Annotated in this window: 19 protein-coding genes; 14 read left to right on the plus strand and 5 right to left on the minus strand. The window is 48.9% G+C overall.

Features of this window, described 5'->3' with window-relative positions; all coding sequences use genetic code 11:
• Nucleotides 1–247: 247 nt before the first annotated feature.
• A complete protein-coding gene (locus K0H60_RS00660; protein WP_220056960.1) occupies nucleotides 248–682 on the plus strand; it encodes a hypothetical protein in 435 nt (144 codons plus the stop codon).
• A 92-nt stretch (nucleotides 683–774) separates the two neighbouring features.
• Nucleotides 775–1,788, plus strand: coding sequence for a DUF3137 domain-containing protein (locus K0H60_RS00665; RefSeq protein WP_220056961.1), 1,014 nt, complete (start codon nucleotides 775–777; stop codon nucleotides 1,786–1,788).
• Nucleotides 1,789–1,840: 52 nt separating this feature from the next.
• Here K0H60_RS00665 and K0H60_RS00670 read toward each other — a convergent pair whose 3' ends face one another.
• Entirely contained in the window at nucleotides 1,841–3,427 is a 1,587-nt protein-coding gene (locus K0H60_RS00670; protein WP_220056962.1) for an arylsulfatase, read from the minus strand.
• 378 nt (nucleotides 3,428–3,805) lie between these two features.
• Between K0H60_RS00670 and K0H60_RS00675 the strand changes: the two genes are divergently transcribed.
• Entirely contained in the window at nucleotides 3,806–4,537 is a 732-nt protein-coding gene (locus K0H60_RS00675) for a hypothetical protein (protein ID WP_220054340.1), read from the plus strand.
• A 108-nt stretch (nucleotides 4,538–4,645) separates the two neighbouring features.
• On the opposite strand, the gene K0H60_RS00680 is transcribed toward K0H60_RS00675, so the two are convergent.
• The gene (locus K0H60_RS00680; RefSeq protein ID WP_258405775.1) at nucleotides 4,646–6,541 is read right to left on the minus strand and encodes a DUF885 domain-containing protein; all 1,896 of its coding nucleotides are present in this window, start codon (nucleotides 6,539–6,541) and stop codon (nucleotides 4,646–4,648) included.
• 299 nt (nucleotides 6,542–6,840) lie between these two features.
• Here K0H60_RS00680 and K0H60_RS00685 point away from each other — a divergent pair, with 299 nt between their 5' ends.
• Nucleotides 6,841–7,419 (plus strand): hypothetical protein, encoded by a 579-nt coding sequence (locus tag K0H60_RS00685; RefSeq protein ID WP_220056964.1) that lies wholly within the window; start codon nucleotides 6,841–6,843, stop codon nucleotides 7,417–7,419.
• A 51-nt stretch (nucleotides 7,420–7,470) separates the two neighbouring features.
• Complete coding sequence (locus tag K0H60_RS00690) at nucleotides 7,471–8,031, plus strand: hypothetical protein (protein ID WP_220056965.1); 561 nt, start codon at nucleotides 7,471–7,473, stop codon at nucleotides 8,029–8,031.
• Here K0H60_RS00690 and K0H60_RS00695 read toward each other — a convergent pair.
• A complete protein-coding gene (locus tag K0H60_RS00695; protein ID WP_220056966.1) occupies nucleotides 8,002–8,601 on the minus strand; it encodes a hypothetical protein in 600 nt (199 codons plus the stop codon). The two genes, K0H60_RS00690 and K0H60_RS00695, sit on opposite strands and share 30 nt — an antisense overlap.
• Before the next feature lie 237 nt (nucleotides 8,602–8,838).
• Here K0H60_RS00695 and K0H60_RS00700 point away from each other — a divergent pair, with 237 nt between their 5' ends.
• Nucleotides 8,839–9,267 (plus strand): MarR family winged helix-turn-helix transcriptional regulator, encoded by a 429-nt coding sequence (locus K0H60_RS00700; RefSeq protein ID WP_088212717.1) that lies wholly within the window; start codon nucleotides 8,839–8,841, stop codon nucleotides 9,265–9,267.
• Nucleotides 9,268–9,302: 35 nt separating this feature from the next.
• Nucleotides 9,303–10,049: a siderophore-interacting protein gene (locus tag K0H60_RS00705; protein WP_220056967.1), complete on the plus strand. Its 747-nt coding sequence runs from the start codon at nucleotides 9,303–9,305 to the stop codon at nucleotides 10,047–10,049.
• 71 nt (nucleotides 10,050–10,120) lie between these two features.
• Here the strand turns inward: K0H60_RS00705 and K0H60_RS00710 are convergent, their stop codons facing one another.
• Both K0H60_RS00710 and hutI read right to left on the minus strand, forming a co-directional pair.
• The gene (locus K0H60_RS00710; protein ID WP_220056968.1) at nucleotides 10,121–10,600 is read right to left on the minus strand and encodes a GIY-YIG nuclease family protein; all 480 of its coding nucleotides are present in this window, start codon (nucleotides 10,598–10,600) and stop codon (nucleotides 10,121–10,123) included.
• Between the two features lie 153 nt (nucleotides 10,601–10,753).
• Nucleotides 10,754–11,980: an imidazolonepropionase gene (gene hutI / locus K0H60_RS00715; protein ID WP_220056969.1), complete on the minus strand. Its 1,227-nt coding sequence runs from the start codon at nucleotides 11,978–11,980 to the stop codon at nucleotides 10,754–10,756.
• Between the two features lie 197 nt (nucleotides 11,981–12,177).
• On the opposite strand from hutI, the gene hutC reads away from it, so the two are divergent.
• The 7 genes from hutC to fdhE all read left to right on the plus strand — a co-directional run bounded on the left by hutC (nucleotide 12,178) and on the right by fdhE (nucleotide 22,354).
• Nucleotides 12,178–12,885 carry a histidine utilization transcriptional repressor HutC gene (gene hutC / locus K0H60_RS00720; RefSeq protein WP_169548458.1) on the plus strand — a complete coding sequence of 236 codons (708 nt, stop codon included), beginning with the start codon at nucleotides 12,178–12,180 and terminating at the stop codon, nucleotides 12,883–12,885.
• Nucleotides 12,886–13,009: 124 nt separating this feature from the next.
• Nucleotides 13,010–14,680, plus strand: a complete 1,671-nt coding sequence (gene hutU, locus K0H60_RS00725) for a urocanate hydratase (protein ID WP_011620933.1) — start codon at nucleotides 13,010–13,012, stop codon at nucleotides 14,678–14,680.
• A gap of 47 nt (nucleotides 14,681–14,727) precedes the next feature.
• Nucleotides 14,728–16,269 (plus strand): histidine ammonia-lyase, encoded by a 1,542-nt coding sequence (hutH, locus tag K0H60_RS00730; RefSeq protein WP_220056970.1) that lies wholly within the window; start codon nucleotides 14,728–14,730, stop codon nucleotides 16,267–16,269.
• Between the two features lie 607 nt (nucleotides 16,270–16,876).
• On the plus strand, nucleotides 16,877–19,891 hold the full coding sequence (gene fdnG / locus K0H60_RS00735) for a formate dehydrogenase-N subunit alpha (protein ID WP_220056971.1): 3,015 nt from the start codon (nucleotides 16,877–16,879) through the stop codon (nucleotides 19,889–19,891).
• A 2-nt stretch (nucleotides 19,892–19,893) separates the two neighbouring features.
• Complete coding sequence (fdxH, locus tag K0H60_RS00740; protein WP_088212711.1) at nucleotides 19,894–20,808, plus strand: formate dehydrogenase subunit beta; 915 nt, start codon at nucleotides 19,894–19,896, stop codon at nucleotides 20,806–20,808.
• Complete coding sequence (locus K0H60_RS00745; RefSeq protein ID WP_011620938.1) at nucleotides 20,805–21,446, plus strand: formate dehydrogenase subunit gamma; 642 nt, start codon at nucleotides 20,805–20,807, stop codon at nucleotides 21,444–21,446. Before fdxH ends, K0H60_RS00745 begins: the two co-directional genes overlap by 4 nt.
• Nucleotides 21,446–22,354, plus strand: a complete 909-nt coding sequence (fdhE, locus tag K0H60_RS00750; RefSeq protein ID WP_011620939.1) for a formate dehydrogenase accessory protein FdhE — start codon at nucleotides 21,446–21,448, stop codon at nucleotides 22,352–22,354. The genes K0H60_RS00745 and fdhE overlap by 1 nt, the downstream gene beginning before the upstream one ends.
• Nucleotides 22,355–22,386: the final 32 nt, after the last annotated feature.

Consider the following 22,386-nt stretch of genomic DNA (forward strand, 5'->3'; position numbering starts at 1 on the left):
CACTCAACTATTCGACTGAAACTTAATTAAATGAGGAATTTTAGAGGCTTATCTAGTGGATATGGATGAAATACTGGATTTAGTGGGGAGAATTAGGCTGTTTATGATCCCACAGTTTGTTGTCGGCATAAGACTATGGTCTTAATAGCTAAGGGAAATTTTGGCTGTTATTGTAGCTTTACTATCTTTCGACTGAATTTGTTCTCCTTTAGGGTTTTAGGAATGAGGTCGAGCGAGTTCTGCACTGATGAGACTGTTTATGAAATATTTACCCGCATTTGGCTTAGGTATTCTGTTGGCGGTATTAAGCTTTGTGAGTTTCGCGCTGGTTGCCACGGCGGGCTATATGTACGCTTTGCTCGGAAGTGTCGATAACCTCAGCCACACTAGCCCGGTTTATCTGGGGTTAGGTGCCCATGACGCGGGCTTATTATTGCTGCTCTCTGGGCTGATGTTATTTAGCTATCAGCGGCTTTTTCCTCGATTGCCATTCGATTGGTATGCAGCGGTGGCGATGCAATTGCCCTTAGGTTCCTTAGTGCTATGGGCGGATGGGGTTTCCTTTAATCTCACGGATTTTTACGGCGTAGCCAGAGCCTTAACCCTATTTAGCGCCACCTTTGGAGTGCTGATTATTTTTGGCTTATTGCAGCGCCGTAGCCGCAGGCTTGCTCGGGCTTAATTGGTCATTTGTTGGTCTTAAACTGGCCTTGCTGAAATAAAATCCGTAAAATCATTGGCCTAAATGGATTTGAGTCGTAAGAGTAGGAGCCAATGAGTTCGATTGAATTTGATATTCCCGAAGATCACCGTATTCCCTTTCAGAAGTATTACAAACAAAAAATCGCCCCTAAATGCGCCCCGTTTGAAGCAAAACGTGAAGGCGTGAACCAAAGGCGGCGTGAAAATGCCAAGTTCACCACCCCAATCTACTACATATGCATCACGGTGATTTTGGGTGCCTTCGCTGGGCTGCTCGGGGTGCAGTTTATGCTGGTGCCTATGGATTATTTTGTGCCTTTGATGATTGGCGCGTTTCTGCCGACTCCCGTGATAGCGTTAGTGGCGATTGCCTCGGGAAAGGAAAGCAATGAACTCTATAATGCCGCCTTTGAAAAACTCTATCCCATTAGTCTCAAGTACTTCGGCAATGATTATGTGTTAACGAGGGAGCCTAAGGTGGATTTCTCAACCTTCCTGGAGTTGGGGCTGCTGCCTAAAACCGATAAACAGTATGCGCAAAATTGCCTTAAGGGAACCTATAACAAGGTGCCGTTCCAGTTTTATGAGGTCGATGCTTACAACACTAAATCGAACAATAATGGCTCGGTTGAGCGAGAGACCATCTTCAATGGTGTGCTACTGGTGTGCAATATTCCTAAGCGATTCAACGGCACGACCTTGTTAGTCACGGATAAGGGCAGTTTAAAAAATCGTATTGAGGGGTTTAAGACAAAGCTGTCGCGGGTCAAGCTTGAGGATGTGCGTTTTGAGCGTTGTTTTGAGGTGTATAGCAGCGACCAAGTCGAGGCGCGCTACTTACTCAATCCCTTGATGATGGAGAATCTCTTGGCCTTAGGTCGCGAGCTAAATGCCGAGGTTGAAGCTTGTTTCTATCAAAAACAATTGCTGATTAAGATCCCGACAAAACACCATTTCTTTATCAATCAACTCGATTTAGATCGCCCCATCGATTTTAAGCTCAATATCGAGCGGATGTTTACCGAGCTAGGTTATACCTTCTCGATTATTGATACTTTGAAATTGGATAAACACACTGGGCTCTAATGCCATTTGCGGAAAGAGTGGCTAACAGATTGCACCGTTAGCCACGTTGTCGTTATTGTTGACCTTTTTTCAGCACTTCACCAATCATGTCAGACATATCGAAACTGGTACCACCTTGCACAGGTGGGTAATCCATCAGCGTTTTGACATGACCATTGATGATCTCGGTCGCAGGCGCCATTAACCAGGACATTTTTTGCATCAGATGACCTTGAGCGTCGATGGTATCGTAACTTTCAAACGGATCGGCACGCAGGTTATAGATTTTAGGCACAGTCAGTGGCACTAGGTTTGCGTAGTAATCCTCTTTGGTTGAGAAGTGGAACTTCCAAGGCCCCATACGAATGGCGGTGAGTTTACCTTCGTAGTAGTAGAGGATTGAATTACGGTTTGATTCTGCCGCCTTACCCGTCCAGTAATCGAGGTTATTCACGCCGTCGATATACTGTTTTTTCTCTTTCAGCATTTTCTCGTTCACATTTGGCTCACCGCCGATAGCTGCTAATGTGGTGAATAAATCCTGATGACCCTGAATACCATTTAACACTTTGCCAGCAGGGAAATGGCCGGGCCAACGTGCCATCATAGGCACCCTTACACCGCCCTCATAGGTTGTCATCTTCTCGGCGCGGAACGGTGTGGTTGCGCCATGTGGCCAGGAACTGTGCTCAGGACCATTATCTGTGCTGTAGACGATTATAGTGTTGTCGTCTAAACCCATTTCTTTGAGCTGGTCTAGCACCATGCCGATGTCATGGTCGTGCTGTAACATACCGCTGCCGTGAAGATCGTATTCACTGGTGTACTTCTCAGCGGCATAGCGCCACTTATCATTGAGGCGGGTGTAGAGGTGCATACGGCTGGTGTTCATCCAGACAAAGAAGGGTTTGCCATCTTTCTTCGATTTTTCGATGAACTTCATCGCCGTTGGGATCATTTCAGAAGCGTCAAAATCCTTCATCCGCTCTTGGGTCAATGGACCCGTATCGGTACAGGTTTGCTTGCCGACGACACCAAAGCGAGGGTCTACGGTTTTGTCATTTTTCTCAGTTGCATAGCAATGTAATACACCACGAGTACCAAATTTTTTCTCGTAGGCTTCGGCTGAGCCTGAATAGGCCTTAGCGAAGTTTTGATAATCCCGCTGCTCGGATTCTTCCTGAGTGTTTAAGTGATAGAGGTTACCAAAGAATTCATCAAAACCATGGGCGGTTGGCAGAGCAAAGTTATGGTCGCCTAAGTGGTTTTTACCGAATTGTCCGGTGGCGTAACCTTTAGCTTTAAGCACTTCGGCCAAGGATGGTGAAGCGGCTTTTAAGCCTAAATCACCACCAGGCATGGCGACAGTCGTCATCCCCGAGCGGATGGGATATTGGCCTGTGATAAAAGCGGCACGGCCTGCAGTTGAGCTTGGCTGCGCATAATGATCGGTAAATTTAATTCCTTCGTTGGCAATACGATCAATATTGGGTGTGGTGTAACCCATGGTACCCATGCCGTAGGCACTGACGTTTTGCCAACCAATATCATCGCCAAAAATTACTAAGATATTGGGTTGTTTTTGTTCTGCAGCTAAGACTGTGGGCGTAATTGTTAACGCCCCAAGCACTGCCGTTGATAGTAATTTCCGTTTCAACATCTGGTGTAACCTCCATTTCCCTGTTAGCAAGCGAGCGCTTGCAAAGTTTTAACCACGCAAAATTTAAGTGAATAAAACTGAGCTGCATCTAACTTAGCAAAAAATAACCAGTATTCAATGTCAATTTATTATGGGGTATCGGAAAATTTCTCAATCAATTCAAACGGGTTTCTTTAGATTGTCAGCATATAGAGGCTTTGTGATTGATTTTTATAAACCTCTTTAGCGAATGTTTGGCCAGAGTGAGTGCATTATTACGGGCAGATTGACGCAATCTTTACATTCAAAAGTTAGCGCGAAGATAAAACATGACTTTTGGCACTTATGGGTGACTCCCCATGCTAGTTACTATCAAGCTTCAAACTTTGATGGAGCAAGATGATGAACACGATTTTCACCCTGTCGCAATTTGTGCATATCACCGCGGGCGCACTGGCATTAGTGTTATTTTGGATGCCTGCCATGCTGAAAAAGGGCAGCGCGAATCACAGTCGTTTTGGCCGTTACTATGTCTATGCCATGTACACAGTGGCGGCGACGGGCGTGGCGATGGCAACGACGGGCCTCATTGACCCGCTCGCGGTGATTAAACAGCCTGCGGCCAGTGCCGACGCCTTAGCGGCGCAGATTGCGAATCGTCAAAATGCTTGGATATTTCTCATCTATATCAGCTTATTAACCCTAGTGACCGTGAGGCATGGCGTGTTAGTTCTGCGTTATAAGGCGCAGCGTCAGTTATTAAAATCGCCGCTGCATTTGTCATTAATGCTGAGCTTAACGCTACTTGGCCCTGTGATGGCGCTATGGGGATACCAAGAAAAGCTGATCCTCGCGGTGATTTTTGGCCTGTTAGGCACAACGGTTGGGGCGGGATTCCTGCGTTATAGCTTTAAGGCGACTCTGACCAAATTAGAATGGTGGATTGAGCATTTAGGCGCCATGATTGGCTCGGGTATCGCCTGTTATACCGCCTTTTTTGCCTTTGGCGGCAGCCGTTTGTTTATCGACCATGGCAATTTGCGTCTGTTGTCGTGGACACTGCCAGGTGTTGTCGGTTTTGTGGTGATCCGCTATTTAAGCGGCAAGTATCAAGGTCGCTTTGCGGATTAACCTGAATCCTGAAAACAAAGGGAGCCGTAAAAACCAAGGGAGCCCTAAAAGCATAGGGGCCGCCTAAGCTGCCCCTATATTGAGATGATTTGAGTGGTTTTACCCGAGTTACACCTTGGTCTCGGCGGCGGCATTGGCCGCCTTAGCGGATTCGAGCCACAGATCCATCTTTTGCTCCAATAAATCTAAGGGCAAGGCGCCATTTTCAAGCAGCCTGTCGTGGAAGACTTTAATATCAAACTTATCGCCCAAGGCTTTTTTGGCCTTAGTGCGCAATTCGATAATTTTCAGCTCGCCCAGCTTGTAACCTAAGGCTTGCCCCGGCCAAACCACATAGCGCTCGATTTCGCCCGTAGCTTCAGAGAGGTGTATTCCCTCAGTCGCCACTGCATAATCAATGGCTTGCTCACGACTCCAATCCTTAGCATGCATACCCGTGTCGACCACTAAGCGCACCGCACGGTGTAACTCAGACTGCAAGCGGCCAAGGTCATTAATCGGATTATCCTGATACATGCCCATCTCGGCGGCTAAACGCTCGGCGTACAGCGCCCAACCTTCTCCCGCGGCATTAGAGTAAAAAATGGTACTCAGCAGCGGCAAGGTATCCGACAGACCGATGAGCGTCTGTAGATGATGGCCGGGATTGGTCTCGTGATAGGTTAAGGTTTGCAGCGAATAGGAGGGCAGCGCCGCCATATCGTACAGGCTTATCCAGAAGGTGCCCTTACGTGAACCATCCTGTGAAGGCGCATCGTAAAATGCACCGCTGGTTGCGGCGGCGCGACTATCGGGCACGGCTTCGACCGCAACCTCTTGATTCGGTAACAGCCCAAACCACAGTGGTAATTTGGCATTCACTTTCGCCAGATAGCCGTGAATGTCCGTCATTAATTGCTGTTTGCCCTCGGCGGTATTGGGGTAGATGTATTTAGGATCCTTAAGCAATCGCTGCATACGCTCGCCAACTGTGCCTTTGCGGTAACCCACTTGTTTGAGTAACACATCCATCTCGGCGGTAATGCGGGCGACTTCGTCTAATCCCAGTTGGTGGATCTCATCTGGGGTCATCTCCGAATTGGCGAGGTGCTTAATCATCGCCTTGTAAAGTTTCGCGCCTTGAGGTTGGTGGCCGAGTCCCGCCACATGAGTGGCCTTAAGGCGCACGGCTTGCAGTGCGGAAATCAACTGACGCGTCGCAGGGTAATATTTTGTCTCCACCAGTTCGGCGGCAGAGTTCGCCAACGCCTCACTGTCTGGTACTTGGGCGGCGGTTAATTTGGCTTTAAAACTGCTAACTAAGGGATGTTCACTTGCATGGTGGACTAACTGTTGCTGCAAACCCGCTATGGTCTTATCGATAATAAAATCGGGTGGGATTACCCCCATCTGCACATCTTGATCCAGCTTATCGATAACTGTGCCCATGGCGGCAGGGTACATGGTTAAGCGGTTAAGATAGGCCTTGGCTTGCTCTGGGCTGGTGACCGCAAACTTATCTTCCATATACCCCGGAAATTCAACATGTAGTCCCGATAAGTGGTTGACGACATAAGGTAAAAACCAAACGCCGTATTCACCGAGCATAGTGCCATAAGCCACGGTTTCGGCAGGCAGCAGGGCACCGGCGATTTCAGATTTTATCGAGCCTAAACTCACTTGCTCCGAGGCGCTAAGCTGGCTGGCATCGATAGCGTTGAGTTCGGCTAATATGGTCTTAAGTGCTTTACGGCGATGATTTTCCCCCGATGGGCTGTAATCGGTCAGCTTAGAGAGCACATCCTTGCCTGCCTCATCCTCGGCCACGCCATAATAGGTGGCGATTTCGGGTCTAAGGGCAAAATAACGCTGGGTGATTGGCGCGAGTTGCTGCTTTAGGCTCAATACTGGGACGGCCTTTTCGGCCTTGGCCTGCTCAGCAGTTTGATTGGTCTGTGTTGGGTTTGGATCGCTACAGCCCGTTGCTAACATGGCCAGCATTAAAGCATTTATTATTCTTTTCATCGGGTTACTCATACAAAGACATTGAGGCAAATCCGTTATCGAACTGACACCCCAAGTGTTAAACCGTGTTTTGTGTGATCAAGCTCAAATTTGAACGGTTATCCTAGCAGTTTATTGCACTCAAACCGTATAACTTTTGTTACTCGTTTTGAGTGGACTAAAGCCAAGCAGCTGTTAAGCCACGACTTTCATTTTATTACATGCTTAAATCGTTGTTTGTTGCTAATTTGTTGACGACTCAAGGTATAAGTTGCTTAAATCTCATTGTTTGGGATGAGCGAGCAATAAAAGGACAAAAAATGGAAGTTATACAAAAGAAGGGAAAAAACAAACATACTTTTCGCTTAGGGCAAGAGCAGTTTGAATATGCCTATGAAGATGGGTCTGCTAAAGGTGATGTTGAAGTTTATTACGGTGATCTACCCCTTAAACGTTCTGAGCAAACTGAGCAAAATGATTGGCTTAGAAACGTAGGTGTATTGTGGATCTTGCTTGGCCTGTTTCAAAGTGGCTATGGCAGTTTTACGCGAGGTGCTTTTTACTTTGACCCCATGTGGATATTTATTGGGGCCGCCTGCTTAACATGGGCACTAATGACTAAGGTAACTTACACTGTATTTAAAGCTGAAGGTGCCAATATCTTTATTATCAAAGACAAACATCATGATGCCTTGATTGAAGAGTTAATGGTGCGCCGCAAAGCACAACTGGCCCATTGGTATGCAGATATCAACCCTGAGAATGAGTTGAATAATGAGATCAACAAATTCAAATGGCTAGTTAAGCAAGAAGTGCTAACGGAAGAAGAGTCAGAGCAAAAGATTAAAGAAGTTAAGTTTTATCATCAAGTTGATGATGAGCAAAGGGTGTTAAATTAAGCTTCTCTTCTGAGATATTTTACTTATCCGCATGTCGTTAGGATGGCATTAATGGCATGGCTTAACTCACTGCGAAAAAGAGATGATTGCCTGCTCTATCAAGAGCGGGCGATCTTTTATCATAATCCTATTCCGGGCTGGCTCAGGTTATTAGTAGGTTTGGTTGGGGGGTTAACTCCTCTGCTTCCGCTCGGGTATTTTCTATCTCATTGGCTGCAAATAGATTGGTCAAATCCTCCTGCTTTGTTGTTTCTCGGTATTCATACCTTGTTTTTGTGCCTGTTACCTTCCGCGATTATTATACTCTCCCTCTGGTTTGCAGGCTTAGCTATGTCGATAGAGTTGCGGATTAATGCAGTGACGAATGAAGTTGTGCTAACGCGTTCTAGCGGAATAAGCTGGCAAATAACTTGTTATCCCCTCGACCAGGTTGAAATCACAAAGGTTGGACTACCAGCGCAAAATCCTGACTACGAACATTTTTTAACATTACAAATGCCAGGTGGCTTGAAAGTCGATATCTGTAGTTTTATGTGGGACCATGAAGCGAAAGAATGCGCAGGCCGCATTAACCAGTTTATTTTAGAGGCGAGGACATCCACTCTCAAATAGATAGCTTTCAAATGGATTCTCATCGACATAAAACAATAAAGCACCTAATTCATATCTAACGGAGAAAGCATTATTCATCATGGCCTCTGGGGCAGATAGGCAATACCATTGGGGTTCATCTCGCAGAGGCTGCTGCCATTCAGTGGTTAATTTTTGTGATTGAGCGATTAATTGCTGTCTTTGCGTTGTATCAGGGAAAAGTTGCTCCAAGGTATAGGACTGTATTTGCTGTCCTTGAGGATTAAAAATGCCAATATCTGGGCCTGTTTCTTCTGCAACATATTTACCTACAGTAATCACAAATCCATTGTCGTTTACTGCAAATTTGGCCGGAGCAAAGCGATAAGGCAGTGGATAGCGCTCGGAAAGCACATATCCAGACTGTTCATTCCAGATAAAAATACTCATCTGTGCTGATTCAGGTTTGTCTAAAGGAAATGAGCCAGAGTGGAGTCGCGCAATTACTCCTCCATCAGGACTAACCATCACAATCGACTTAGGTACAGGCCATGAACTGGCTAGGCTTTGGCTGGAAAAAATCAGTAGCAGCAAGCTCAGTATTCTTAACATAATAACTCCATTTCGCGCCTGTTAGTTGGTTTGCACTAACTTACAGGATTCTCCTTTGTAAATTCAATGACCTCCGAGATAAGTCATTTAGTTGCACAAATCCCTTGATTAAGTACGTCATGAGTGAATTGCTTAAGTCTACTTTCTCAGTAAAGGTGTTATCCAAAAACTTCATTAGTTGACACAATCAACCAATATCGATATTGTTGATACTGTCAACTATATCGAGATGCCATTATGTCAGCCACTTCCCTCGGTGAAACCTTGCACAGATTAGTGCATGCCTACAAAAAACAGCTGCGTGCGGATATTGCCGCGCAGCAGATTGAATTACCTGTCACCCATATTCGGGCGCTCAAGGGGATTTGCCGCCATCCCGAGGCCACGGCGCAGTCTATTGCCCTGCGTATGCAACGGGATAAAGCCCAAATTACGCGGGTGCTCAATGAGCTACAGCAGGGTGGTTATATCCTAAAAGTCGATAATCCTAAGGATGGTCGAAGTCAGTTGTTGAGGCCGACGGCGCAGGGCGAGCAGCTGATGACGCAAATTATTGCCGCCGAAAAAGCCACCGTTGCCCATATGACCCAAGCACTCGATCAGGATGAAATTGCGGTGTTTATCCGTATTGCCAACCAGATCAGCGATAGCGTGGCGGAAAGTTAACAATTGAGTGCCATTTATCTTTTTGGAGTTTTAGTATGAACAGACCCGCTCCGCGCGAATTGACCGTGATAGGTAAAACCCAAGTCACGCCACATATGCTACGTATCACCTTAGGCGGCGCTGGCTTTGCAGGTTTTCCCGCCGATCAAGAAAGCGCCTATATCAAGTTACTGTTTCCGCAGCCGGGGGATGAGCGGCCATTAATGCGCACTTATACCATTCGTCAGCAGCGGACGAATGAAATCGATGTAGACATTGTTTTGCACGACACCGATGGCCCCGCATCCCGTTGGGCAAAGTCGACCGAGATTGGGGATACCATCCAAATCGGTGGCCCCGGACTGAAAAAACTGATCAATGTGGATGCCGAGTGGTTTTTACTGGCAGGGGATATGACGGCTTTGCCCGCCATCAGCGTGAACTTGGCGCAATTGCCAAGCAATGCCGTGGGTTACGCTGTGATTGAGGTGTTAAGTGAAGCCGATATTCAGCCCTTAGTGCATCCTAGCCATGTGCAATTGCATTGGGTAATTAATCCACAAGCCGACCCAGAAGGTAAGCCCTTAGCCGAATGCATTGCCCAGTTGCCAAAACTGGAAGGGCAAGGCGCAGTATGGCTCGCCTGTGAATTTAGCAGTATGCGCGCCCTAAGAAAGCTGCTTAAGCAGACATACGACTTACCGAAAAGCTATTTTTATACATCAAGTTACTGGAAGATCGGCTGTAATGAAGGCGAGCATAAACTGGTAAAACAACAAGATGAGCAGTTAGAAAACCAATAAACCCTGTTTAGGATTAGCCGACCAAAATTAAAATGCACAGTACATTTTTTGCAGGCTTGTTGTAGCCTGCATTAGCTATTTGCACCCGTAACATTCATCAATGGCAATTTGTTTGTGAGATTAGAAATTAAGTATTCCTCTAGGCTTGAGGCCATGAAATGCATATTCAAGGCGTCCAAATCTATGGAGGCTAAGTATTCAATGATAAAAACTTGGTCGTTTGCTCCTTTCATTGTAAAAAATTCAGCATCTGCATGAATTCTTAAATGGCTGTATAGACGCTTCCCAATAGTTGAGTTGAATGAGGCTTTACCAATGTACAACCCCAGTTTACTGGTATCCTGTTTTTTTCCAAAAGCAAAATAAACTCCTCGCCGTTGAGCGTTTGGAAAGGGAAAGGCATTCCAATTTCCGTGCACAACTTTAATTAACTCCGATTGCAATTCACCATTAACCTGAGACAAAAGGGGGATTGATTTATCGTTAGTTAGGAAAATGTTGAATTTTCTTATGACGTCATTAATTTCAGAAATTAATATGGTGTAAGGCATGCTGTTCACTTTATTTTTTTCGAAAGAGATTAAATTTAATATTACAAAGCTGTATAACCAATCAATTCTCAATATTCATGTTAGATGGCTAAGCAAATCAATAGGTTATAAGTTGTCTCTAATAACCTATTGTTTATGTCGGTATAATACGACCTATTGATGCACTAACTTACCGTTTTTAACTACATCTTTGCAGGGATTCACGCCGTAGCTATAGGCGAGTTGCGCCGGGGTGGCGATATCCCATAGACAGAAATCCGCCTGTTTGCCGACCACTAAGCTGCCGACACTCTCTTCAATCCCTAGCGCCTTAGCGGCATTCAATGTTAAACCTGCAAGCGCTTCCTCTGGGGTTAGGCGGAACAGGGTGCAACCCATGTTCAGCATCAGCAGGGTCGAGCAGATGGGTGATGAGCCGGGGTTAAAGTCGCTGGCGAGCACCATAGGCACAGCGTATTGACGCAATAAGTCGATAGGCGGTTTTTGGGTTTCCCGCAAAAAGTAAAACGCGCCCGGTAACAGCACGGCGCAGGTGCCACTTTCACTTAGGGCTTTAACGCCAGCCTCATCCAAATATTCAATATGATCAACCGACTTAGCCCCTAAACGTGCGGCTAATTCAGAGCCGCCCATATTGGATAATTGCTCTGCGTGCAGTTTAACTTGCAGGCCAGCCGCCTTGGCGGCGCTCAGCACGCGCTCGGTTTGCTCTAGGTTAAAGGCGATGTTTTCACAGAACACATCCACTGCATCTGCAAGATTTTCGGCGATCACCGCAGGCAGCATCTTATTGATTATTAAGTCGACATAGCCGTCGCTATTGTCTTTAAACTCGGGCGGCACCGCATGGGCACCGAGGAAAGTGGTCTTCACATCCACATGGTGATGTTGGCCGAGTTCGCGGGCCACGCGCAGGATTTTGAGTTCGGTTTCGGTATCTAAGCCATAGCCTGATTTAATCTCAACCGTGGTAACGCCTTCCTTCGCCAAGGCATTTAAACGCTGGCGACCGAGGTCGAATAGTTCGGCTTCGTCGGCCTCACGGCAGGCGTTAACTGTGGAAATAATGCCGCCGCCAGCACGGGCGATTTCCTCGTAGGTGGCGCCCTTTAGGCGTAGCTCGAATTCGTTGGCACGATTACCTGCAAACACTAAATGGGTGTGGGCATCAATCAGCCCTGGAGTGATCCAACCGCCCTTGCCCCTGTAAACAGGAATGGACAACACATCGAAGGCAGGCAGCTCGCTGCGTGGGCCTAACCAGGCAATTTTACCGTCTTTAACTGCGATAGCCGCATTGGTAATTGCGCCGTAAGGTGCTGATATGGAAGGGTCCATTGTTGCTACGTTAACGTCTATCCAAACCTGATCCCAAGACATTGTAATCCCTCGCTGCGTTGGCTTTTTTGCCCCGCAAACTCTTTATTATCGAAAGTTATGTGAGCTAGCTTGTATTTACTTGTATATACAAGCTAGGATTGTAGCCGCAATTTTGAACGTTTGAAAGTGGCTCAGTGTTTTGGTGTGTGAGTACCTACCACCCCAAACCTAGGTAGATTTTATCTTGAGGAAGTGTTTTGGCGACGCCTAAGTTTGCAGAAATTAAGCAATATATCATTGGCTGTATCGAGTCTGGTGAGTGGGAAGAAAATGCCCGTGTCCCCTCGGAAAATCAGCTGGCCGAACTGTTTGTCTGTAGCCGGATGACGGCGCGTCGCGCCCTGACTGAGCTGACAGACAACGGCGTGCTTGAGCGTTCACAGGGGCTGGGCACCTTTGTGGCGGGGCGAAAGTCGCAATCCTCCATGTTGGCGATCCGCAACATTGCCGATGAAATCAAAGACCGTGGTCATGGTTACAGTGTGCAGCAATTGGCACTGAGACAAGTGAATGCCACCGCGCCTATCGCTATCGCACTGGCGCTGGAGCTCGGGAGTCCGGTGTTTCATTCGGTGTTAGTGCATTGCGAGCAAGGCGTGCCGCTGCAAGTCGAGGAGCGTTATGTGAATCCCGCCTTTGCGCCTGATTACTTAGAGCAGGACTTTAGCGAGCAGACACCCCATGAATACCTGTCGCAGGTGGCGCCGCTGACCGAGGCGCACCATACCATCGAAGCCATTATTGCCAGTGTCGAATTGCAACAGAGGTTAGCCATTCCGGCGACCGAACCCTGTTTACAGATTTCACGCCGCACTTGGTCACGCCAAGGGGTGGTGAGTTTTGCCAAATTAGTACACCCGGGTAGCCGCTTTAAGCTCGGCGGACACCTGACATTCAATAAATAACGTCATTCAAACAGAGATGAAGGCTTATTGCATTCATCCGATGTTTAGCGACAAAAACACAATAAAAACAATAGCACTTAGCCGAATGGCGAGTGAGTTCAACAGGTTGAAAGAGGACATCTCAATGGACAAGCGACACGACCCAAGCCGCCGCATTATTGCGCCCCATGGTAGCCAATTAAGCTGCAAAAGCTGGTTAACCGAAGCGCCAATGCGCATGTTAATGAACAACTTACATCCCGATGTGGCCGAACGCCCAGAGGATTTAGTGGTTTACGGCGGTATCGGCCGCGCGGCGCGCGACTGGGACTGCTACGACAAGATTATCGAAGTGCTCAAACGCCTCGAAGATGACGAAACCTTAATGGTGCAATCGGGCAAACCTGTGGGCGTATTCCGCACCCACGCTGATGCTCCGCGCGTGCTGATTGCTAACTCTAACCTAGTGCCACATTGGGCAAACTGGGAGCACTTCAACGAGTTAGATAAGCAAGGTCTGGCCATGTATGGCCAGATGACCGCGGGTTCGTGGATTTATATCGGGACTCAGGGGATTGTCCAAGGTACCTACGAAACCTTCGTGGCCGTGGCAAAACAACACTTTGGCGGCGTGGCTGCCGGTAAGTGGATCCTCACCGGTGGTTTAGGTGGTATGGGCGGCGCGCAAACGCTGGCCGGTACTATGGCTGGCTTCTCTGTGCTTGCCTGTGAAGTGGATGAAACTCGTATCGATTTTCGTCTGCGTACCCGTTATGTGGATAAAAAGGCGACTTCACTAGATGAAGCCTTGGCTATGATCAACGATGCCAATGCCTCGGGTAAACCCGTATCTGTAGGCCTGCTGGCTAACGCTGCCGATATCTTTGCCGAATTAGTGAAGCGTGGCATTACTCCTGATGTTGTCACCGACCAAACCTCTGCCCACGATCCGCTGAACGGCTATTTGCCACAGGGCTGGACCATGGCGCAAGCGGCTGACATGCGTAAAACCGATGAAGCCGCCGTCGTAAAAGCGGCTAAAGCCTCGATGGCGGTACAAGTGCAAGCCATGCTGGATCTGCAAGCGGCAGGCGCGGCGACCTTAGACTATGGTAACAACATTCGCCAAATGGCCTTCGAAACTGGCGTTAAAAACGCGTTTGATTTCCCCGGTTTTGTGCCTGCTTATATTCGTCCACTCTTCTGCGAAGGCATCGGCCCGTTCCGTTGGGTAGCCCTGTCTGGCGATCCTGAGGATATCTACAAGACCGACGCCAAAGTGAAGGAACTGATCCCCGACAATCCACACCTCCACAACTGGTTAGATATGGCCCGTGAGCGTATCGCCTTCCAAGGTCTACCAGCGCGTATCTGCTGGGTGGGCTTAAAGGACCGTGCGCGTTTAGCCCAAGCCTTTAACGAGATGGTGAAAAACGGCGAGCTGTCGGCGCCGATCGTCATTGGTCGTGACCACTTAGACTCAGGCTCAGTCGCCAGCCCTAACCGTGAAACTGAATCTATGATGGACGGTTCAGATGCAGTCTCTGACTGGCCATTACTGAACGCACTTTTGAACACTGCCAGCGGCGCGACTTGGGTGTCGCTGCACCACGGCGGTGGTGTCGGCATGGGCTTTAGCCAACACTCAGGTGTGGTGATCGTGTGTGACGGTACTGAGGCCGCCGCTAAACGTGTTGGCCGCGTGCTGTGGAACGACCCAGCGACAGGCGTGATGCGCCATGCGGATGCGGGTTACGAGATCGCGAAAAACTGTGCCAAGGAGCAGGGCTTAGATCTGCCCATGCTTAAAGACTAACTATTCAACAAACCGTGAAAAACAACGACAAGAATACGGATGTAAAAATGAAATCAGTCAATCATTTAGTATTAACGCCTGGCAGTTTAAGTCTGGCGCAACTGCGTGAAATCAGCCGCCATAAGCTGACACTCGAACTGGCACCAGAGGCGATTACCGAGATCAACACCAGCGCGCAAATCGTGCAAAAGGTGCTGGATGAAGGTCGCACCGTTTACGGAATCAACACGGGTTTTGGTCTGCTGGCCAACACTAAGATTGCCCCGGAAGATCTGCAATTACTGCAACGCTCTATCGTGTTATCCCACGCAGCGGGCACGGGCCAATACATGCAGGACGCCACAGTGCGCCTGATGATGGTGTTAAAGATCAACTCTTTAAGTCGTGGCTTCTCGGGTATCCGTTTAGAAGTCATCAACTTCCTTATCAGCCTAGTGAACGCCGAGGTTTACCCCTGCGTGCCTGAAAAAGGTTCTGTGGGCGCCTCCGGTGACTTAGCGCCGTTAGCCCATATGTGTTTGCCGCTGTTGGGTGAAGGCGAGATGAGCTATCAAGGTCAGATTATTTCGGCCGCCGAAGGCTTAGAAATCGCGGGTCTCAAGCCCATCGATTTAGCCGCGAAGGAAGGCTTAGCTCTACTTAACGGTACTCAGGCTTCTACCGCACTGGCGCTTGAAGGCCTGTTCCACGCTGAAGACTTGTTTGCTGCCAGCTCAGTGATTGGCGCCATGAGCGTCGAAGCGGCCATGGGTAGCCGCAGTCCGTTTGACCCACGCATTCATGCGGCCCGTGGTCAGAAAGGACAAATCGATGCAGCCATGGTGTTCCGTCATCTGCTGGGCGAAGAGTCTGAGATCAGCTTAAGCCACCTCAACTGCGAGAAGGTGCAAGACCCTTACTCACTGCGCTGCCAACCACAGGTGTTAGGCGCTTGCTTAACCCAAATCCGTCAAGCGGCCGAGGTGTTAGGCACTGAAGCCAACGGCGTAACCGATAACCCATTAGTGTTCCAAGATACTGGCGACATTATCTCTGGCGGTAACTTCCACGCCGAGCCTGTTGCTATGGCCGCCGATAATTTGGCGATTGCGATTGCCGAATTAGGCGCGATTGCTGAGCGTCGTATCGCGCTGCTCATCGATTCTAGCCTGTCTAAACTGCCTCCTTTCCTGGTGAAAAACGGTGGGGTGAACTCGGGCTTTATGATCGCCCAAGTGACGGCGGCGGCATTGGCCTCTGAAAACAAAACCTACGCCCATCCAGCATCGGTAGACAGTTTACCGACCTCGGCTAACCAAGAAGACCATGTGTCTATGGCGACCTTTGCGGCGCGCCGTTTACGGGATATGAGCGAGAATACCCGTGGTGTGTTAGCGGTTGAGTTATTGGCGGCTGCCCAAGGCTTGGACTTCCGCGCGCCGTTAATGCCAAGCAAAGCAGTGGCGCAGGCGAAGGCCGAGCTACGCGAAGTAGTTGCCTACTATGATAAAGACAGATACTTTGCGCCGGATATCGATGCGGCCACGGATCTGCTTTATACCGCCAGCTTCAATGCTTACTTGCCCCAAGGCGTATTGCCGAGTCTGTAATACGCAGTCTTTGGCGCCGATAACCCATCAGCGGGTGAAAAGTGCCGAAGTAAGCGCTCAATAAAGTGAAAGGCATAGCGATTTGCTATGCCTTTTGTCTATCTATGCGGCGATTTCGCTGTTTTTGCACTTTGTACTTTAGGTGTGTTTAACACCGCAGGATGAGTGCTTTTTTATCCAATCTTTACATTGTCAGCTTTGATCGCTGTCTATCCGTCCAAAACTGGTAAATCTGAGGTGTTTTTAACCATCTCTTATTTCGTTTCGGCTTTAAACTCATGCTTTATATAACCTCAACATGCCAATGTGAGACAAAATGGGTCTTGCTTGTTGGACAAAATGTCTTTTGGCGTGTTTTGGGCTTATATCTTTATTTGTTCTTTATTTTTGAAGTTAAAATCTAAATATTTTCAATTAAACCTGTATTATCGGTCATTTATTCTGTAGCTGGTGAATTGGGATCTTGATCTCGTGTCATTATTTGTTATCTATTTTCACTTTAAGGATAATCTTAAATTAAGTGGGGGCTTTAATGACTCACTCAAACGATTGCAGCGTTACCACTGCAATTACCCAACTCATAACGACAAAAGTGTGAGAGAACGCTATGAACAGACGCCAGTTTTTTAAACTGTGTGCGGCCGGAGCGGCAACCTCAGCGATTTCAGCGCTGGGATTGATGTCCGAAAAGGCCTATGCAGCAGTGCGAGAGTTTAAGCTGATCGGAGCCAAAGAAACCCGTAACAACTGTCCGTATTGCTCGGTTGGTTGTGGCCTGCTGATGTACAGCCAAGGCAGTGGGGGGAAAAACTCTGAGCATGCTATTTTCCATATCGAGGGTGATGCCGATCATCCAGTAAACCGAGGTGCATTGTGCTCTAAGGGTGCTGGCCTTGTGGATTATGTTAACAGTCCACACCGTTTACAGTATCCAGAGTATCGCGCCCCCGGCAGCAACAAATGGGAACGGATCAGCTGGCATGATGCCTTTAAACGTATCGCACGTTTAATGAAAGATGACCGTGATGCGAACCTGATTGAGAAAAACGCCGATGGCGTAACGGTTAACCGTTGGTTAACCACAGGGATGATGACCTCATCCGGTATGGCCAATGAAAGCGGCTTAGCGACCCAAAAATTTGCGCGCGCTTTAGGCCTAGTGGCTATCGATACTATTGCACGTAACTGACACTCCCCAACGGTAGCAAGTCTTGCTCCAACATTTGGGCGCGGTGCCATGACCAACCACTGGATCGATATTAAAAATTCTAACGTAGTGATTATTATGGGCGGTAATGCCGCAGAAGCTCACCCTGTCGGATTCGGCTGGGTTACAGAAGCTATGCAGCATAACAATGCTAAGTTGATTGTGGTTGACCCACGTTTCAACCGCAGTGCGTCATTGGCAGATCACTATGCCCCAATCCGCTCAGGAACTGACATAGCATTCCTTCTGGGTGTGATTCGCTATTTGATTTCGACCAATCAAGTTAACTTCGATTATGTGAAAGCCTATACCAACGCCAGTTATCTGGTGCGGGATGATTTTGACTTCCATGACGGCTTATTCTCAGGCTTTGATGAAGCAAAAGGTGAGTACAACAAAGAATCCTGGTTCTACCAACTCGACGAAGACGGCTATGCCAAAGTGGATGAAACACTTGAGCACCCGCGTTGTGTGTGGAACTTACTCAAACAACACGTAGAACGTTATGATTTTGTAACGGTAAGTAATATCACTGGTACGCCAACGGCGGACTACCAAGTGGTATGTGACGCCATTGCGAGCACTCATACTAAAGATCGTGTGGCAACCTTTATGTATGCGCTGGGCTGGACCCACCATAGTAAAGGTGCGCAGAACATCCGTTCTATGGCGATGATCCAGTTATTACTGGGTAACATTGGTCAGTTAGGCGGTGGTGTTAACGCATTGCGCGGTCACGCCAACGTTCAAGGTTCAACCGATATGGGGCTACTGGCCCAAAGTTTACCCGGTTACCTAAAACTGCCAAACGATAAAGAACCGACCTTAGCGGCTCACTTGGCGGCGAATACGCCTAAGCCATTGCGCCCAGGTCAAACCAACTACTGGCAAAACTATCCGAAGTTTTATGTGTCCCTGCTCAAAGCCTTCTGGGGTGAGAACGCGACGCCTGAAAACGAGTTCGGTTATCAGTGGTTACCTAAGTGGGATCAGATGTATGACTTCGGTAAGCATCTGGACATGATGTACCGTGGCAAAGTGAACGGTTGCATCGTGCAAGGGGTTAACGCCATTAACTCCATGCCTAACCGTAACAAGAACATCAAGGCGCTGAGTAACCTTAAGTACTTAGTGGTGCTTGATAACTTGTCATCGGAAACCGCCACCTTCTGGCAAAACGAACCCGGTTTTAACGAGGTCGATACCGCCAGTATTCAAACCGAGGTCTTCCGCCTACCTGCGACCGTGTTCGCAGAGGAAGAAGGTTCGATCGTTAACTCTGGCCGCTGGATGCAATGGCACTATAAAGGGGCTAATCCTCCAGGCGAAGCGATGTCGGACTCTGAGATTGTCTCTGGCCTGCTGCAAGAGTTGAAACAGCTCTATCGTGAAGAGGGCGGCAAACTGCCCGAGCCGATTGAAGCGATTAACTGGAACTATATCGATCCGCACAACCCAAGCTCTATCGAACTGACGAAAGAGTTGAATGGTTATGATGTCGCGACCAAGCGTCAGATCAGCAGCTTTGCTGAACTGAAGGCCGATGGCAGTACCGCGAGTGCCTGTTGGATTTACGCGGGTTCTTGGACCGAAGCCGGTAACCAAATGGCTCGCCGCGATAACCATGATCCATCGGGTAAAGGTATTACGCCGGGCTGGGCCTTTGCATGGCCGCTTAACCGCCGCGTCCTCTACAACCGTGCCTCTTGCGATGTGAACGGTAAACCTTGGGATGAGCACCGTAAGATTGTCGAGTGGAAAGACGGCAAGTGGGAAGGGATAGACGTGCCCGACTTTAATGCCAAGTTGAATCCACAGGAAAGTGCGCATCCTTTCATTATGCAGGCTGATGGCGTGGGTCGTTTCTTCGCGCTCAAACTGCTGAAAGAAGGACCGTTCCCAGAGCATTACGAGCCTGTCGAATCGCCTATCGGCACCAACCCACTGCATCCCAATGTGGTGCACAGCCCTGTGCTGCGTTGGTTCGAAGGGGTGAAAGACACTATCGGTACTAAAGAGGAATACCCCTACGCCTGTACCACTTACTCACTCACAGAGCACTTTAACTTCTGGACGACACACTGCCGTTTAGCGGCGATTGCCATGCCAGAGACCTTTGTGGAAATGAATGAGCAATTGGCGGCAGAAAAAGGCATTAAGAATGGCGATTGGGTGAAAGTGAGCTCGAAACGTGGCCACATTCTCACCAAAGCCTTAGTGACTAAGCGTATGCGCCCATTGCAGGTCAATGGTCAAACGGTACACACACTCGGTATTCCACGTCACGGTAGCCATAACGCGCTCACACGTAAGGCCTATAGTTGTAACGTCCTTACCACTGAGATGGGTGATGCCAACACGGGTGTGCCTGAGTACAAAGCGTTCCTCGTGAATGTTGAAAAGGCGGAGGTCTGATAATGGCGACTCAAGATATCATTCAACGTTCCGGCACTTCGCAAGCGACTCCGCCTGCACAGGCGAGAGTCGGTGGCGTGAAGCAAATTGCGAAGCTGTTTGACGCGACTAAGTGTAATGGTTGTAAAGCCTGTCAGGTCGCTTGCTCTGAATGGAATGACCTGCGTGAAGAAGTGGGTTCGTTCCAAGGGACTTATCAAAACCCAGCATCTCTGTCCCCAGAGTGCTGGACCCTGATGAAGTACAACGAGATCGAAGACCAAGGCAAATTACGTTGGCAGTTTACCCACAGTGCTTGTATGCACTGTGCGGATCCCGCCTGCTTAAAGGCCTGCTCTACCTCTGGCGCGATTATTCAACATGCCAATGGCACTGTGGATTTCGATTCGGACAAATGTATTGGCTGCGGCTATTGTGCCAGTGCCTGTCCATTCGATATCCCGAAGATCAGCGCCGTCGACAACAAAGCCTACAAGTGCACTATGTGCTCTGACCGCTTGGCTGTTGGGCTGGAGCCTTCCTGCGTTAAGTCCTGTACCACGGGTGCGCTGCGTTTTGGCACGCGCGAAGACATGCTGTTCTACTCAGAAAAGCGTGTTAACGAGCTGAAAGAACGTGGTTTTGCTAAGGCGGGACTCTACAACCCTGAAGGTGTCGGTGGCACAGGCATGCTGATGATATTGCACGATGTCACTCAGCCTGAAACCTACGAAATGCCAAAGGATCCGCAAATCCCATTATCTGTCACCCTGTGGCAGGACTGGGTGAAACCACTAGGTACTGTCGGACTTCTGGCAACGGCGGCTGTGGCCTGCCTGCATAAGATCACCGTCGGTCGCAACATAGTGGAAGAGGACCAACCCGGCTATCAGCCGCCAGAGGACAAGGCGCAAGCGGAAGAGGAGGCCAAGAAATGAGCAAGCATAACAAGCAAGAAATGGTAGTGCGTCACAAACTGTTCGACCGCATCTGTCATTGGTTCATTGTGGCCGTGGGGCTAGTCACGTTTCTGACGGGCTTTTCCTTCTTCTATCCCTCCTTCCAATGGTTGGGCGCGATAGCGGGCACGCCGCAATTGGCGAAGTTTATTCACCCAATTGCCGGCCTGATGATGTGTTTACCGCTGATGTTGATGTTGGTGCGTTATTACCACCACAACAAATGGGAAAAACACGATCTGGCTTGGATGCTCGCCATCAAGGACGTGATGTTCGAGAACGAGGACAAAATCCCGCCTATCGGCCATTACAACCCTGGTCAAAAAGTGCTGTTCCGTGCCTTTGTGCTGACGTCTATCACCTTAACCGTGACGGGATTCATCATGTGGCAACCCTACTTTGCACCTTACTTCTCGGCCACTGTAGTGGGCTGGGCGATCGTGCTGCATGCCATTTGTGCTCTGATCATGCTGATGTTTGTGATGGTGCACTTTTGGATGGCGACCTGGGTGGAAGGTTCTATCACAGGCATGCTTTACGGCAAGGTCTCTAAGGCTTGGTGCCGTAAACATCATCCGCTGATGTTGGATGAACATTCGGACGTGGAGAAACATTAATGAGTCATACAGCCGAGATACCTATGGTCCCCGGCAGCGAATCGCCGCTGGAGCTTAAACCCTTAAAGGCGGTGGACCCTAAAACTGTGTATCACAGACGGGCGCAGCGTTTGTTGTCGTTGGCCAAGGACTCGCCGCTGGCCGACTACTTTGAGCTATGCCGCCGTGTGGTTGCGATTCAGGCCAGATTGGCGGCGGAGGCTGACTTCGGTCAGCTTCTCGCTTGGGGGAAAGATGAAGCGATTCCGCTTTCCCACTTGGGTTCAGAGGCAGATAGCTACTGGCAAGGACTGCTACAACAACTGTTAAGCGATCTGCTGCCGCAGGTGGATGAGGATATGGCGCGAGTGCTGCGTTTGTTGATGCAGCAATCTCCAGAGCAACTCACCTCATGGGGCAGTGCACTGCGTCAGGGACATATGAGCGAAGTCCCCGCGCGCTTCAGTTTGTTTATCTGGGCGGCGATGGGGGTCTACTGGTCCCATTGGGCACCTATGGTGATTAAACGGATCGATCAACGCAAAGTCGTGCAGCAGAACCTATGCCCGATTTGCGGCTGTCATCCCGTGGCGAGCGTGATCGTCGACCAGCCGAGAGCGGGTCTGCGTTATCTGCATTGCAGTTTGTGCGAGAGCGAATGGCATTACATTCGCGCCCATTGCACTAGCTGCGGTCAGGATAAAGGGACGACGCTCTGGTCATTTGATGATGCCAAGGCACAGGTGCGTATCGAGAGCTGCGACGAATGCCATGGTTACACCAAGATGCTGTTCGTCGAAAAGTCACCGCTGATGGATGTGGCGGCCGACGACTTAGCGACCCTGATGCTCGACAGTGAGCTAAATGCCAAGGGCTTTGGGGCGACCACGGTCAATCCATTGCTGCTGGCCCACGAAACTGAGCAATAACCAAAGTTGGGAAGGGCTCATTGAGCTCTTCC

The organism is Shewanella mangrovisoli (assembly GCF_019457635.1).
GTDB classification, from domain to species: Bacteria; Pseudomonadota; Gammaproteobacteria; order Enterobacterales; family Shewanellaceae; genus Shewanella; species Shewanella mangrovisoli.

Bases quoted from the DNA above. Each gene is read 5' to 3' on its own strand.
- K0H60_RS00700 (WP_088212717.1), top strand. From the start codon at position 8,839: ATGTCAGCCACTTCCCTCGGTGAAACCTTGCACAGATTAGTGCATGCC.
- K0H60_RS00665 (WP_220056961.1), top strand. From the start codon at position 775: ATGAGTTCGATTGAATTTGATATTCCCGAAGATCACCGTATTCCCTTT.
- fdhE (WP_011620939.1), top strand. From the start codon at position 21,446: ATGAGTCATACAGCCGAGATACCTATGGTCCCCGGCAGCGAATCGCCG.
- K0H60_RS00680 (WP_258405775.1), bottom strand. From the start codon at position 6,541: ATGAAAAGAATAATAAATGCTTTAATGCTGGCCATGTTAGCAACGGGC.
- K0H60_RS00660 (WP_220056960.1), top strand. From the start codon at position 248: ATGAGACTGTTTATGAAATATTTACCCGCATTTGGCTTAGGTATTCTG.
- K0H60_RS00670 (WP_220056962.1), bottom strand. From the start codon at position 3,427: ATGTTGAAACGGAAATTACTATCAACGGCAGTGCTTGGGGCGTTAACA.
- hutH (WP_220056970.1), top strand. From the start codon at position 14,728: ATGAAATCAGTCAATCATTTAGTATTAACGCCTGGCAGTTTAAGTCTG.
- K0H60_RS00710 (WP_220056968.1), bottom strand. From the start codon at position 10,600: ATGCCTTACACCATATTAATTTCTGAAATTAATGACGTCATAAGAAAA.
- hutU (WP_011620933.1), top strand. From the start codon at position 13,010: ATGGACAAGCGACACGACCCAAGCCGCCGCATTATTGCGCCCCATGGT.
- K0H60_RS00690 (WP_220056965.1), top strand. From the start codon at position 7,471: ATGGCATGGCTTAACTCACTGCGAAAAAGAGATGATTGCCTGCTCTAT.
- K0H60_RS00745 (WP_011620938.1), top strand. From the start codon at position 20,805: ATGAGCAAGCATAACAAGCAAGAAATGGTAGTGCGTCACAAACTGTTC.
- K0H60_RS00685 (WP_220056964.1), top strand. From the start codon at position 6,841: ATGGAAGTTATACAAAAGAAGGGAAAAAACAAACATACTTTTCGCTTA.
- K0H60_RS00675 (WP_220054340.1), top strand. From the start codon at position 3,806: ATGATGAACACGATTTTCACCCTGTCGCAATTTGTGCATATCACCGCG.
- K0H60_RS00695 (WP_220056966.1), bottom strand. From the start codon at position 8,601: ATGTTAAGAATACTGAGCTTGCTGCTACTGATTTTTTCCAGCCAAAGC.
- hutI (WP_220056969.1), bottom strand. From the start codon at position 11,980: ATGTCTTGGGATCAGGTTTGGATAGACGTTAACGTAGCAACAATGGAC.
- fdxH (WP_088212711.1), top strand. From the start codon at position 19,894: ATGGCGACTCAAGATATCATTCAACGTTCCGGCACTTCGCAAGCGACT.
- K0H60_RS00705 (WP_220056967.1), top strand. From the start codon at position 9,303: ATGAACAGACCCGCTCCGCGCGAATTGACCGTGATAGGTAAAACCCAA.